This window comes from Stenotrophomonas sp. SKA14, from assembly GCF_000158575.1.
Taxonomy (GTDB): Bacteria; Pseudomonadota; Gammaproteobacteria; order Xanthomonadales; family Xanthomonadaceae; genus Stenotrophomonas; species Stenotrophomonas forensis.
The window spans coordinates 439,979-454,132 of record NZ_DS999412.1 but is presented as its reverse complement, the minus strand read 5'-3'; the positions used below and the strand labels follow the sequence as shown (position 1 = coordinate 454,132).

Below are 14,154 nucleotides of genomic sequence, written 5' to 3'. Positions count from 1 at the left end.
TTCGTTGTCCCTCCCCTCCCCCACCTTGCCCCCACCCCTACCAATGCCCGGTGAATTCAGTCTCCACGGAGTGTTCGTCCCGACCCTGCTCGGGTTGATGGTGTTGGCCTATCTGGTCAACAGCGGCCTGCACGCGCTGCTGCAGCGTGCCGGCGCCTACCGCCATGTATGGCACCCGGCGCTGTTCAACCTGGCGCTGTACGGGATCGTGCTTGGCCTGCTGTTCCACCTCCTGCGTTGGATGCAATCGTGAACAAGATCGTGAAGAAGACCCTGCCGGTGCTGCTCACCAGCGCAGCCGTGATCGTGGCCCTGCTGGTGCTGCGCCAGCTGTGGGTCTATTACATGGATGAGCCGTGGACCCGCGACGCCCATGTCGGCGCCGACGTGGTGCAGATGGCGCCTGATGTGTCCGGGCTGGTGGAAACGGTGGACGTGGCCGACAACCAGGCAGTGAAGAAGGGCGACCTGTTGTTCGTGGTCGACCGCGCGCGCTACCGCATCGCGCTGGAGCAGGCCAAGGCCAGCCTGGCCGAGCGCCAGGCCTCGGTGGCGCAGCTGCGCCGCGAAATCGGCCGCGACCGCAGCCTGCAGGACCTGGTCGCCGCCGAGGACGCCGAAGTGCGCCGCGCCAAGCTGCAGGCCGCACAGGCGGCGCTGGCCACCGCACAGGCCGCGGTCGACCTGGCCGAACTCAACCTGGGCCGCACCGAGGTGCGCGCACCGGCCGATGGCCGGGTCAACGACCGCACCCTGCGGGTGGGCGACTACGTGGTGGCCGGCAAGCCGGTGCTGGCGCTGCTGGATACCGGCTCGTTCCGCATTGATGGCTATTTCGAGGAAACCCGCCTGCGCGGCGTGGCACCGGGGCAGAGCGTCGATATCCGCCTGATGGGGGAATCGGTGCCGCTGCGCGGCCACGTCGAGAGCATCGCTGCCGGCATCGAGGACCGCTACCGCAGCAACGGCAGCAGCCTGCTGCCGAACGTGACCCCGGCCTTCGACTGGGTGCGGCTGGCGCAGCGTATCCCGGTGCGCATCCGCATCGACGAGGTGCCCAAGGGCGTGGAACTGATCGCCGGCCGCACCGCTACGGTAACCGTCCAGACCAGCAGCACGAAGCACGCGGACAAGGCCGGCACCGCGCCGACACAGGCGGGCCTGTGAACGCCGCCCTGCCCCGTCTCGGCCTGATCGTCGCGCTGGCCAGCCTGGCCGCGTGCAGGACCGTCGGCCCCGACTACGCCTTGCCGGAAGGCTCGGCGTTCAAGCGGCCGCAGGCCAATGCGGCCTTCATCGATACGCAGAACCCGCAGGTAGCCGCCAACCAGGCGCTGCCCGACCGCTGGTGGTCGCTGTACAACGACCCGGTACTGGACGGCCTGATCACCCAGGCACTGCGTGACAACGTGGAACTGAAGGCCGCCGATGCGCACCTGCGCCGTGCCGCAGCGGTGTACGAACAGGCACTGGACGCCGGCGGCTTCGAGTACGAGGCCGAGGCCGGCGTCAGCCGCGCGCAGCTGTCGGCCGAATCGTTCCTGCAGGAGCACGAACTGCCGGTGATCAACCTGGCCGATGGCAAGTTCGCGGTCAGCTACCAGTTCGACCTGTTCGGCAAGCTCAAGCGCGGCGCCGAAGCGGCGCGCGCCGACGAACAGTCGGTGGCGGCGGCACGCGACCTGGCCCAGGTCAGCGTGGTTGCGCAGGTGGCCGACAGCTACCTGGAAATCTGCCACGCCAACCACGAGCTGCATGTTGCCGAGCACTCCCTGCAGCTGCAGCAGCGCAGCCGTTCGGTCACCCAGCGCCTGATCGATGCCGGCCGCGGCACGCCGCCGGAACTGGCCCGCGCCAATGCCCAGGTGGCCGTGCTGGAAGCTGCACTGCCGCCGCTGCAGGCGCAGCGTTCGGCGGCCGCCTATTCGCTGGCCGCGCTGCTCGGGCAGACCCCGGGCCAGCTGCCGGCCGGCGTGATCGACTGCGCGCACGCCCCCGCCCTGGCGCAGCCGTTGCCGGTGGGCGATGGTCGTGCGCTGCTGCAGCGTCGCCCGGACGTGCGCCAGGCCGAGCGCAAGCTGGCCTCGGCCACTGCACGCATTGGTGTGGCCACCGCCGAGCTGTACCCGGATATCCGCCTCGGTGCCTCGCTCGGTGCCGCCGGCCTGCTGGAAGACTTCGGCACGCCGATGACCCAGCAGTGGTCGATCGGCCCGCTGATCTCGTGGACGCTGCCGTCGTCCGGTACCCACGCCCGCATCCATGCCGCCGAGGCGGGTGCCGATGCGGCGCTGGCCGAGTTCGACCACACCGTGCTGCAGGCACTGCGCGAGACCCAGACCGCGCTGGATCGTTATGCGCAGGACCTGCGCCGGCTGCAGTCGCTGCGCACCGCGCAGGAACAGGCCGCATTGGCCGCCGAGCAGAACCGCCGGCTGTACCAGGGTGGCCGCACGCCGTACCTGTCCAGCCTGGATGCCGACCGCAGCCTGGCCACCAGCGATGCCACCCTGGCCGCGGCCGAGGCGCAGGTGTCGCGCGACCAGATCCACCTGTTCCTGGTGTTGGGCGGCGGCTGGCAGGCAACGGTCGCCCCGGCTGCTCCGACCACCGCACAGGCCTCGGCGAAGTAAGCCATGAACGCGCTGACCGACCGCCAGGCCTGGCTGTTCTCGATCAAGACCTACCTGGCCGCGGTGGCCGCGCTGTACATCGCCATGGCCGGCAACCTGTCGCGCCCGTACTGGGCGATGGGCACGGTGTACATCGTCAGCCAGCCGCTGCTGGGCCCGACCCGGGCCAAGGGCGTGTACCGCATCGTCGGCACGCTGGTGGCCGGCGTGGCCATCCTGCTGGTACTGCCGGCGCTGGTGGAGACACCACTGGTGCTGAGCGCGGCGATGTCGATCTGGCTGGCCGGCTGCCTGTTCATGGCGCTGCTCAACCGCGGCCCGCGCGGCTACGCGTTCCTGCTGGCCGGCTACACCACCGCCTTCATCGGCTTCCCGGCCGTGACCTCGCCGGAGACCATCTTCGACACCGTGGTGGCACGCAGCGAGGAAATCATCCTGGGCACGGTGGTGGCGGTGCTGTTTGCTTCGCTGCTGTTCCCGGCCTCGGTGCGGCCGATGCTGCGCGCACGCATCGGCACCTGGATGGAGGACGCCGCGCAGTGGTGCCGCCAGATTCTTGAACGTGGCCGCGCGCACGCGCCACGCAACCGGCTGGCCGCCGACCTGGTGCAGTTCGAGGCATTGATCGAATTCCTGCGCCGCGATGATCCGCGCCATGCCGGTTCGGCGGTGTCGATGGAGCGCCTGCGCGAGCGCATGCTGCTGCTGTTGCCGGTGCTGTCGTCGATCGCCGATCGGCTGAGTGCGCTGCGCAGCGACGGCCAGGCGCTGCCGGAGGGCCTGCCGGAACTGATCGACGACCTCCACGACTGGCTGGACGGGCCGACCAGTGCCAGCGAGTACGCCCGCCTGCGCGCACGCATCAGTGCGCTGAAGCCGCAGGTGGACCGCGACCTGCAGCACCTGCAGCTGGCCAGCCTGCTGCTGCGCCTGGAGGAACTGGTGGACCTGTGGCAGGACTGCCGCACCCTGCAGCATGCGATCGACCACGGCACCGCGCCGCTCGACCGCGCGCACTACCGCATCCGCACCGAACGGGTGGCCGCCGACAAGCACGTCGACTACGGCATGGCGCTGTTCTCCGCGCTCAGTGCCGGCGTGGCATTGATGAGCTACTGCGTGCTGTGGATCGCACTGGGATGGGAAGGCGGTGGCAACGGCGCGATGATGGCCGCAGTGACGGCCGCATTCTTCGCCGCGCAGGACGACCCGGCGCCGAGCATGGTGTCGTTCCTGGTGTGGGCCATGGTCGCTTCGGTAGTGGCCGGCGTATACCTGTTCGGCGTGTTCCCTGCCGTGCACGACTTCGGCCTGCTGGCACTGGTGCTGGCGGTGGTGTTCCTGCCGCTGGGACTGATGCTCCATCACCCGAAGAGCGCGCTGTTCGCACTGCCGCTGACGGTGAACCTGGCCGCGCTGCTGAGCCTGCAGAACACCTACAGCGCCAACATCCAGACCTTCCTCAATTCGTCGATCGCGATGTTCATCGGCATTGGCTTTGCAGTGGTGATGACCCGCCTGTTCCGTTCGGTGGGTGCCGAGTGGACCGCACGCCGGCTGGTACGGCAGGGCTGGACCACGCTGGCCGAAGCCGCCGAAGGCCGCGGCCAGCAGGACCGCCAGCGCTTCGCCGCGCGCATGCTCGACCTGCTGGGTCTGCTCGCACCGCGCCTGGCGGCGACACCGGAGGGCAGCGACATCGCCTCGGTGGACATGCTCAACGAGGCACGCATCGGCCTGAACATCCTGCAGCTGCGCCGCGCCCGCCTGGAACTGCCCGAGCGCAGCCGCGAGGCGGTCGAGCACATCCTGGAGGAGATCGCCGCGCACTACCGGCGGCAGATTGCCGCGCGCAGGCCGATCGTGGCGGCCGAGGCGCTGCGCGAGCGGCTGGATACCTCGCTGGGCCGGGTTGGCAGCGTGGCGGCCTGCAAGGCGCGCGACGAGGCACTGATGGGCCTGATCGGCCTGCGCTTCGCGCTGTTTCCGGAGGCGAAGGCATTGGCGCCAGGGTGGGCGGACGCCGGCGTTGCATCGGCCTGATAATGCTCGGCAGCGCCGGGCCATTCCCGGCGGCCTTTCGCCATGGCAACAGGACGGTTCAATGAGTTACGACATGATGGTGTTCGAGGCGAGCGCGGCCCCGCGCGAGGCCGCGGCTTTCATCGCCTGGTTCGAGAAGCAGACGCAGTGGAACGAGCGCCACGAGTACGACGACCCGACTGTCAGCAGCCCGGCACTGCAGGCGTGGTTCGCAGAGATGGCACAGGAATTCCCGCCAATGAACGGGCCGTTGAGCGATGACGACGATGATCGTGCCGAGGTGACCGAGTACAGCATCGGTAGTCAGGTGATCTACGGCGCGTTCGCGTACCCGGTGGCCGAGCGCGCGCATGGCCGCGTGCAGGACCTGGCCGAGAAGCACGGCGTGGGCTTCTTCGATGTAAGTGCCGATGAAGCCGCGATCGTGTTCCCCGATGGCCTGGTGCTGATCGCGTAGATCCACGCCAAGCGTGGACGAATGTGTAGAGTCGAGCCATGCTCGACTCCGTGGCCTGTCAGTCGAGTGGCTCTACAGGAAGCGCATCACGCTCACGTCAGAACAGCGTGCCCTGCACCGTGGGCTGCTCGATGCGCGTTGGTTGTTCGACCACCGCTTCCGCACCCAGCCGCCAGGCCAGCCCGCCCAACCGGCTGGCGTGACGTTTCAAAGCGGCCTGCAGCACATCGGCGCTGCCGGCCACATGCAGCACCTGGCGGGCGCGGGTCAGGCCGGTGTAGATCAGTTCGCGCGACAGCACGCGGCTGTCCTGGCGCGGCAGCTGCAACCACACTTCGTCGAACTCCGAACCCTGCGCCTTGTGCACAGTCATCGCGAAGGCGCTTTCGTGCGCGGGCAGTGCGGCCGGGTGGAAGGCGCGCGGCTGGTCGACGGTGTCGCCGGGGAACCAGGCCACCATCGCGCCGCTGCCATCGCGCAGGCAGATGCCAATATCGCCATTGAACAGGCGATGACGGTAGCTGTTCTCGGTGACCAGCAGCAGCCGGCCCTGGAAATAGCCCGGCGTATTGCCGGCCAGCAGCTGTTCGATGCGGCTGTTGAGCCCGCGTGCGCCCTGCGGGCCTTCGCGCAGTGCGGTCAGCACGCGCAGGCGTCCGGCCTGCTGCAGGGCGAGTACCGGATCGGCGGCGTCGGCCAGTGCGCGCCAGTGGCCCAGCAGGTGCTCGCGCTGGCCACGCAATGGATCGGCTTCGCCTTCGTGGAAGTGCACGCCCGCCAGTTCACCGCTGCGCAGCAGCTGCAAGGCGGCACTGCTGTCGCCTTCGCGCACGGCATGCGCCAGCGGCGCCAGGTCCAGTGCATCGCTCTGCCGGTAGCCGCGCTGCAGCTGCACGCGGCGGCCGGCGAAGGCGCGTGGTGCGGCCTGCGGCTGCAACGTGGCCGGCGCCAGCAGGCCATGCAACGCCTGCGCATCGTCGGCACGGGTGCCGATGCCATCACCGCTGGCACGCAGGATCGCGCTGAGCACGTCGCCCGCCTCCACCGACGGCAGCTGATCGGGGTCGCCAAGCAGGATCAACCGGGTGCCACTGGCGATCGCATCGACCAGCTTGGCCATCATCGGCAGATCGATCATCGACGCTTCGTCGACCACCACCACGTCCACCGGCAGCGGATTGTCGGCATGGTGGCGGAAGCGTGGCGAATCGGGAATCACCCCCAGCAGGCGATGCAGGGTGGTGCCGGTGCTGGGCAGTGCCGCGCACAGCGCCGGGTCCAGCCCCTGTTCCTGCAGGCGTTGCACGGCGACGCGCAGGCTCTCGGCCATCCGTTCTGCGGCGCGACCGGTGGGCGCGGCCAAGGCGACCTCGGGCAGCGGCTGGCCGGCATGCCGCGCCTGCGCGGCCAGCAGCAGCAACAGGCGCGCGATGGTGGTGGTCTTGCCGGTACCAGGGCCGCCGGTGACCAGCGCCAGCGGATGGCGCAGGGTCACGCCGGCCGCACGTGCCTGGTGATCTTCGCTGCCGGACGCCTGCGGGAACAGCTGCGCGAACAACGGTGCCAGCGCTGCCATATCCGGTGCCGGCAGCGGATGCCGGCCAATGCGTTGCAGGCCAGCGGCCAACTGGCGTTCGTACTCGCGGTAGCGGCGCAGGTAGAGCAATCCGTTTTCCAGCACCAGCGGCGCGTCCGCGGCGATGGCATCGGCCTGCTCCGGCGTCGCCACCCACGGCGACGCACGCAGCTGCGCCAGCCAGTCCTGCGCGGCTGGCCACTCGGGCACGCCTTCCAGCAACCGCTGCGGTTGCGCGGGGTCGAACGCGGCATGGCCTTGCGATACCGCCAGGGAAGCCAGGGCGGCGGCCAGCGCCACGCTGTCGGGGGTGTCGTCGCGCAGTCGCTGCAGGCTGGTCGCCAACGCGTGGTCGAGGGTGCGCAGCTGGCCCTTCTGGTGCAGTTCCTTCAGCAGGCTCATGCGCTGGCTCCACGGGCACGTGCGGCCAGCTCGGCCTGGGCCTGCTCGCCACCGGCGAACAATGCATCCAGCGCATCCACCAGCGCCAGCGGGAAGCGGTCCACATGGACGCCGTTGCCGGCGGCATCCAGGCCGCGGCAGAACAGGTAGCGGATGCCGCCCATGTCGCGCTCGTAGTCATAGGCCGCGCCCAGGCGGAAACGCAGCCAGCGATGCAGCGCCACCGTGTAGATCAGCGCCTGCAGGTCGTACTCGCTGTGGCGCATGGCAATGGCCAGCAGGTCCGGGCTGTAGCCGGGCAGGCGGTTGGATTTGTAGTCGAGCACGTACCAGCGCCCGTCGCGCACGTAGGTGAGGTCGATCATGCCGGTCATCAGCCCTTCCAGGCGGCGGCGCTGGCCAAAACCACGGCGCGCGCTGGAAACCCCATGCGCGTGCAGCACCTGCAGCAGCGCCGGCACCGCGGTCGGCTCGATGGCGAAATGGAAGTCGATTTCCGCACGGCGCTCGCCTTCATCCAGGCTGTGCAGCGCACCGCCCTCCGGCAGCGGCACGGTCAGCGTGTGACCGACCAGCGGCACCAGTACAGCCACGCCATCCTCAAGGTCGGCATCAGCGTAGCCCTCGTCGTGCAGCGCCTTGCGCAGCACCTCGGCCTGGCCCTCAGGGGCTTCCAGGCCCGGCTGCCAGCCACCCCAGGCAGCGAAGTCGACGTTCTCCATCGCTTCGTGCAGCACGTTGCCGAAGCGACTGCCCATGAAGCGCGGATCGATCGGGGTGCTGTCCTCGGCCGCCGCAGCGGGTTCCGGCAGCGCCGGTTCCAGCGGCAGTTCCGGACCCGCCGGTTCGTCGGCGGCGGGCGCCGGCAGCTCGGTGGCGGCGGCTTCGATATCGCTGCCGGCACCGGCATCGGCGTGGGCCAGCTGGGTGAAGCTGTAGACCCACCAGTCGTGCGGCACGCGCCGGGTCAGTGCACGCACCGCCGGCAGTTCGCCTTCCACTTCGGCGGCAAGCTGCGGCAGTGAGGCGGGCACTTCGCTGTTATCGATATGCACATCGGCATGGGCGCGCAGCGCCTGCAGGTCGCCCAGCAACGGCGCGATCCGCGTCTTTGCCAGCCCGGCCAGATCGCCCACCGCGATCCACAGCGCATGCTCGGCGCGGGTCAGGCCGACATACAGCAGGCGCGCATCCTCGGCGCGCTGCTCACGCTCGCGCTGGGCACTGGCCGTTTCCCAGGCCTCGTTCTTGTCCAGCTTCCAGTGCAGCTGGCGCTCGCCAGCCACGTGCACGGTGCAGTGCGACGCCGTGTTCGGTGCACCGCCGTCGATGCCGACGAACGGCAGGAACACCAGCGGGTATTCCAGGCCCTTGCTCTTGTGCAGGGTGATGATCTGCACGCGGCGCGCATCCGATTCCAGGCGCAGCAGCTGCTGCTCGTCATCCTGGTCGGCGCTGGCCATCTGCCCCTGCAGCCAGTCCAGCAGGCCATGCATGCCCAGCGCCTGCGCCGAGGCCTCCTGCAGCAGTTCGCCCAGCTGCAGGTAGTTGGTCAGGCGGCGCTCGCCGTCGATCAGCGCCAGCAGGCGTTCGCCCTGTGCGGCGCAGACATCGGCGATCACCGCAAACGGTCCACCGCGCTGCCAGCGCTCGCGCCAATGCAGCAGCTGCGCCTGGAATCCACGTTGCAGGTCGCCCTCGCGTTCCATTGCGGCGATCGCACTCGCCCGCTGGCCAAGCAGCACGGTCGCCAGCGCCGCACGCAGGCGCCCTTCATCGGCCGGTTGCAGCAGCGCCAGCAGCAGCGCGCGCAGATCACGTGCCTCGTGGGTGGCGAACAGGCTCTGCTTGCCCGCCGCCACTGCGGGGATGCCGACCGCTGCCAGTGCGCGCTGCACCAGCGTCGCCTCGCGGTGCGAGCGCACCAGTACCGCGATGTCGCCCGGCTGCACCGGGCGCCCACGCAACACGGCGTTGCCCGCGCGCGCATCGACCAGGACCTGGTGGATCGCGGCCACGCAGGCCTGGGTCGCTGCATCACGCGAGGCGTCGGCACTCATCGCCTTGTCGCCGCCGCTGCGCAGCACGCGCAGGGTCAGTGCCACGGCGGCACGGCCATCACGCAGGTAATCCGCATCGATGCGCACGCCACCGGGGCGCACCGGTTCGAACTGGATGTCGCGCTCGAGAAACGCGTCTTCGCCACCGTTGTCGTAGAGCGCCTGCAGGGCACGCAGCACGGCCGGGCGTGAACGGAAGTTCTGGTCCAGCACCGGCGCCTGCTGCGCCACCTGCTTGGCCTTCAGGTAGGTATGGATGTCGCCACCGCGGAAACCGTAGATCGCCTGCTTCGGATCGCCGATCAGGAACAGCGCGGGCGCCAGGCCCAGCTCGCGCACTTCCGGCGAATCGCCGAACACGGTGTGGAAAATGCCCCACTGACGGTCATCGGTATCCTGGAACTCATCGACCAGCGCGATGCGGTACTGCGCGCGCAGCTGCCTGACCAGCGCCAGGCGCTGCGGCCCTTCCAGGGCCAGTGCCACGCCATCGATCAGATCGTCGTAGGTCTGCACCCGGCGCGTGCGCTTCAGTGCCTGCAGGCGCTGCGTGGCTTCGTCGCGCAGGCGGTGCAGGAAATTCAGCGCGGTGGCACGCAACCAGGCATCGCGCTCAGCCAGCAGCGCCACATAGCGGGCCAGCGGCGCCTGCAGCGGCGACGACGGCGTGCGCTCGGCGAACTTCTTGTTGGTCTTGGCGGCCAGCGCCTCCGGCAGCAGCGCCGGCAGGCGCTCGTTGGCCAGCAGCTCGCGCGGGTCGGCGCGCTCGGCCCAGGCCAGCAGCTGCCGGCCCAGCGGATGCAGCCAGCCCAGCTTGTAGGACACGCCGTTGATCCACTTGTTGTCGACCGCATCGCAGAGGTCGATGAAGAACGGCTCGCCATGCTCGCGCACGCTCGCGGACAGTTCTTCAGCCGCGCGATGCAATGCCGGGTGTGGATCTGCCAACACCACCGGCTGTGGCAACGGATGCAGCGGCGGCGCAGCCAGCAGCGCGCGCAGATCGGCGGCCAGTGCATCCGGGCTGGACCACAGCCAAGTCAGCGGCTCCAGCGTGGCCGGATCATTGGCGTGCACGCGCCACAGGTCGGCGGCCAGTTCTTCCAGCAGCTCGCGGTCACTGGCCAGCAGCTCCGGCGGGTCGAAGGTATGGCCGCTCTCCAGCGCATGCTCGCGCAGCACGCGGGTGCAGAAGCCGTGGATGGTGAAGATCGAAGCCAGGTCGATCTCGTCGGCGGCCACCTGCAGGCGACGCTTCAAGGTGGCCGCGCTCTCGGTGCCACCCTGCAGATGGCGCTGCAGCACTTCGCGCGTCAAGCGCACGTCCGGCGCCTCGCCCTCGGCCGGTTCCAGATCGACCAGGCGCGCGGCCAGCGCCAGGCGCTCGCGGATGCGCTTGCGCAGTTCCTGGGTGGCGGCGTCGGTGAAGGTCACCGCCAGGATCTGGCCGATGCGCAGCCCCTGCTCCACCACCAGGCGGGTGAACAGCGTGGCCAGGGTGAAGGTCTTGCCGGTGCCCGCGCTGGCCTCGATCAGGCGGATGCCTTGCAGCGGCAGGGTCAGATAGGGATCGCCCGCCATGCGCTGGGATTCCTCGTCGGCGATGGCGGTGTTCATGCGTTGCCCTCCGGGCCTGCCGCGACACCCAGGGTGCGGCCTTCGCGCACCGCGCTGAAGACCACTTGGCTGTTGCGCAGCAGATCGGCATAGCTGGCATCGGTGGCGAACGGATCGGCGCCGCGCAGCAGCAGTTGCCAGGCGTCACTGCTGGATTCACCCCAGCTGCGGTCGCTGCCATGCCACTGCTTCCAGCCTTCGATGCGCTGCTTCTCGCCTGCCGTGTTGTAGAGCACCCAGCCGGTATAGGGAGCGAAGCGCAGCGGTTCACGCAGGCCACGCTGGCGCAGCTGCAGCAGTGCGCGCAGCGCGGCGCGGGCAGCAGGCACGCTCAGTGCTGGCAGCACATGCGGGCCCGGACCGGCATCGCCGCCGTCGTGGAACTGCACCAACGGCAGGGCATCGCCGGCGGCGTTGGCCAACAGCCAGTCCAGGCCCTGGCGGATCACCGCATTGCCGTTGAGGGTGCCGGCGCGCAGGCGCACCAGCCCTTCGGGATGCCGATCGGTCACCCGCCCATGCAGGCGCACGCCGTCGATATCGACTTCATACCGGCGGCTTTCCAATGGTTCGCCCTGCATCCAGCCCAGCAGCGCGCTGGCATACGGACGGGTCTTCAGCTGCTCCACTTCGAACTGGCGCTCACCCAATGCACCCGATGGCAGCAGGCCGCGCGCACGCAACCGCGGATACAGCGGCTCGCTGTCGCCATTGAGCGTGGCACGTACCACCGCTGCCTGCACGCTGCGCTTTTCCGGGCCGCGCGAGGACAGCACCAGCGGCTCCAGGTCATCCACTTCTTCAACCTCGTCGGCCAGGCGCAGGCCCAGCGACTGCGCCAGGAACTGCCCGGCCGGGTCACACAGGAAGCGGCGCAGGGTATCGAGTGCGACCTCGTTCTCCACGGCATCGTCGAGCGGTGGTGGCAGCGGCGCGTCGAACCAGGGCAGCAGGCCACCCCGCTGGCCGGTGAGGCGACCGGCCGCCGGATGCCACTGCCGCCGATAGCTGAAACGGCGCGGATCGCCATCGCCGAACGCAGCAGGCGAGAAAGGCTGCAAAGCGTGACGCACGGTGAAGTCACGCACGGCCGCCTCCGGATCCAGGTGATATGCAGCGGCGGCATCGATCAGTTCACTGACCAGCACCGATGGCTCGCGCACGCTTCCATCACGCGGATCGGCGCCGAGGTAGCTCAGGTAGAACACCTCCTGCGCAGCGGCAAACAGCTGCAGGAACAGGAAGCGGTCGTCCTCGCGGGTGGAACGGTCGCCCGGCCGGCGCCGCGGTGTATCCAGTTCGGCGGTGAGCTGGTTGAGGCCCGCGGCCGGATCACGGCGCGGGAAATCGCCGTCATTCAGGCCCAGCACGCAGATCACCCGGAACGGCAGCAGGCGCATCGGCACCATGCGGCCGAAGCTGATGCCACCGGTCAGCAACGGTGCGCGCGTATCGGCCTCGCCCAGTGCCCCGGCGAAGTGCGCACGCACCACCTCCGGTGGCACGCCTTCGTTGAAGCCGGCCTTGGCAGCGTCCTCGGCAAACTGGTTGAGCAGCTTGCGCAGGCGCTCCAGCGCTCGCTGGCTGTTGGGCGAACTGGGCGCGGTCGGCAGCAGCGCGTCCAGCAGCGACAGCAGGCGCTGCCGCCATTGCGCCGGGGTCAGCAGTTCGCCGAGTCGGCGCTGGTAGACCGCCAGTACACGCAACAGGCGCAGCAGCCGGTCCAGCGCTTCCAACGCACCGCCCTCCAGCTCGATCCACGGCGCCACACCGGCCAGGTCGGCCTCGCTGCCGGTGGCATGGCCGAGCACCAGCCGGTCCAGCGCGAACTGCCAGGTGTAGGCATCGTCGGCCGGTGCCTGGTGCTGGTCGCGATGCTTCGCGTCCAGGCCCCAGCGCGCACCCGCCTGCTGCAGCCAACCATGCAGGCGGTCGAAGTCCACCGCTTCCAGGCCGGCCGCTTCGGCCAGCGGTGCGCTGGCCAGCAGGTCCAGCACTTCGTTCAGGCCAAAGCGCGAGACCGGCAGGCCCAACAGATGCACGAACACATCGGCCAGTGGCTCGCCGGCCAGCGGGCTGCTGTCGGCCAGCGCATAGGGAATGTGCTCTTCCTCGCCACTACGACCGCCGAACACCGCTTCGAGGTACGGCACGTAGGGATCAATGTCCGGCGCCAGCACCGCGATCTCGCGTGCCTGCAGCGGCGGGTCGAAACGCGCGTCCTGCAGCAGGCTGCGCAGCTGGTCGTGCAGCACCTGCAGTTCGCGCAGGCGGGTGTGGCAGGCGTGCACCTGCAGGCTGGGATCGTCACTGCGCAGTCCGTCGCGCAGTTCTCCCGAAGGCAGCGCACGGCGATGGAACAGGTCGCGCTGCAGGCGATGCAGCAGGCTGTCGGACAGGCCGCCTTCATCCAGGGCCGGCCGGGTGTCTTCTTCCGGGTCGGAATAGGCGGCGATCTCGCCGGCCGGGTGCACCACCTCGTAGCTGCCCAGCACCGCCATGAAGTCGCGGCCCGCGGCGCCCCACGCTTCGAGCAGGCGGTTCTCGCCGGCCGCTTCCCCGAACGGATCGGGCGCGCCCGTGCGCAGGCGCTCGGCCAGGGTCTGCAGGTCGCCCCAGTACGACTGCACGGGCGTGGGCATATAGAAATGCAGCTCGCCCACCCGTGCCTGGGTGGCCATCACCCGCAGCACGTCGGGCGAAATGTTGAGCGTCGCAAACGCAGACATGCGCAGCGGCAATCCCTTCGGCAGCGGCTGGCCGGCCCCTTCGAAGCGGTCCAGGTACTCCTGGATGCGGCGCGCACGGTAATCATGGCCACGGGTGATGGTGCGCCACAGGATCGCCTGCGGATCGGCCGGATCGGCACCGGCCGCCCAGCGCAGCAGCCAGTCACGGCGCCAGGCCTGGTACTTCTCGAACACCGAGGCCAGTTCGCCAGCCAGCGCCCACGGCTTCAATGCGTCGCCACCGGCAAGGTAGGACTGCAGCGCGCGCATCGGTGGCTGTGCCAGCAGCGCCGGGTCGCGCAGTGCCTGGTACAGCCGCCAGTGCAGGCCCGCCGCGTCCAGATCGTCCTGCTCGCCACTGACGTTGGCCTTCAGCGCGCGGGCCACGAACTCGCCCGGGGTGAGGAATTCGAGGTTGGCGGCAACGCCGAACTCTGCGGCCAGTGTCGCTTGCAGCCAGCGCCGCATCGCCACCTGCGGGATCAGCACCACTTCCGGTGCCAGCAACGGTTGGCCCGCTACAGGGGCACGCACGTTGCGTGCCAGCAGCGCGGCCAGCACGTCCAGGGAATTGGAATGGTAGAGGCGGAAGTCGCTGCCTGGGTCACTCATCATGCACAGTGTGCAGGAGCGCAGG

General features: G+C 69.6%; 8 protein-coding genes. 5 read left to right on the top strand and 3 right to left on the bottom strand.

Features of this window, described 5'->3' with window-relative positions; all coding sequences use genetic code 11:
- Positions 1–43: 43 nt before the first annotated feature.
- The 5 genes from SSKA14_RS02205 to SSKA14_RS02185 all read left to right on the top strand — a co-directional run bounded on the left by SSKA14_RS02205 (position 44) and on the right by SSKA14_RS02185 (position 5,133).
- The gene (locus tag SSKA14_RS02205; protein WP_025875651.1) at positions 44–253 is read left to right on the top strand and encodes a DUF1656 domain-containing protein; all 210 of its coding nucleotides are present in this window, start codon (positions 44–46) and stop codon (positions 251–253) included.
- A complete protein-coding gene (locus SSKA14_RS02200) occupies positions 250–1,167 on the top strand; it encodes an HlyD family secretion protein (protein ID WP_040006821.1) in 918 nt (305 codons plus the stop codon). The genes SSKA14_RS02205 and SSKA14_RS02200 overlap by 4 nt, the downstream gene beginning before the upstream one ends.
- Positions 1,164–2,633, top strand: a complete 1,470-nt coding sequence (locus tag SSKA14_RS02195) for an efflux transporter outer membrane subunit (protein ID WP_008264917.1) — start codon at positions 1,164–1,166, stop codon at positions 2,631–2,633. Before SSKA14_RS02200 ends, SSKA14_RS02195 begins: the two co-directional genes overlap by 4 nt.
- A 3-nt stretch (positions 2,634–2,636) precedes the next feature.
- Positions 2,637–4,676, top strand: coding sequence for an FUSC family protein (locus SSKA14_RS02190; protein WP_008268005.1), 2,040 nt, complete (start codon positions 2,637–2,639; stop codon positions 4,674–4,676).
- A gap of 61 nt (positions 4,677–4,737) precedes the next feature.
- Positions 4,738–5,133, top strand: coding sequence for a hypothetical protein (locus tag SSKA14_RS02185; protein WP_008266018.1), 396 nt, complete (start codon positions 4,738–4,740; stop codon positions 5,131–5,133).
- 97 nt (positions 5,134–5,230) lie between these two features.
- Here SSKA14_RS02185 and recD read toward each other — a convergent pair whose 3' ends face one another.
- Genes recD through recC form a run of 3 tightly spaced genes read right to left on the bottom strand, consistent with a single transcriptional unit; the run spans position 5,231 to position 14,132 of the window.
- Positions 5,231–7,111, bottom strand: coding sequence for an exodeoxyribonuclease V subunit alpha (gene recD / locus SSKA14_RS02180; RefSeq protein ID WP_008267622.1), 1,881 nt, complete (start codon positions 7,109–7,111; stop codon positions 5,231–5,233).
- On the bottom strand, positions 7,108–10,788 hold the full coding sequence (gene recB, locus SSKA14_RS02175; protein WP_008264539.1) for an exodeoxyribonuclease V subunit beta: 3,681 nt from the start codon (positions 10,786–10,788) through the stop codon (positions 7,108–7,110). The genes recD and recB overlap by 4 nt, the downstream gene beginning before the upstream one ends.
- The gene (gene recC / locus SSKA14_RS02170; protein ID WP_040006817.1) at positions 10,785–14,132 is read right to left on the bottom strand and encodes an exodeoxyribonuclease V subunit gamma; all 3,348 of its coding nucleotides are present in this window, start codon (positions 14,130–14,132) and stop codon (positions 10,785–10,787) included. Before recC ends, recB begins: the two co-directional genes overlap by 4 nt.
- Positions 14,133–14,154 lie beyond the last annotated feature (22 nt).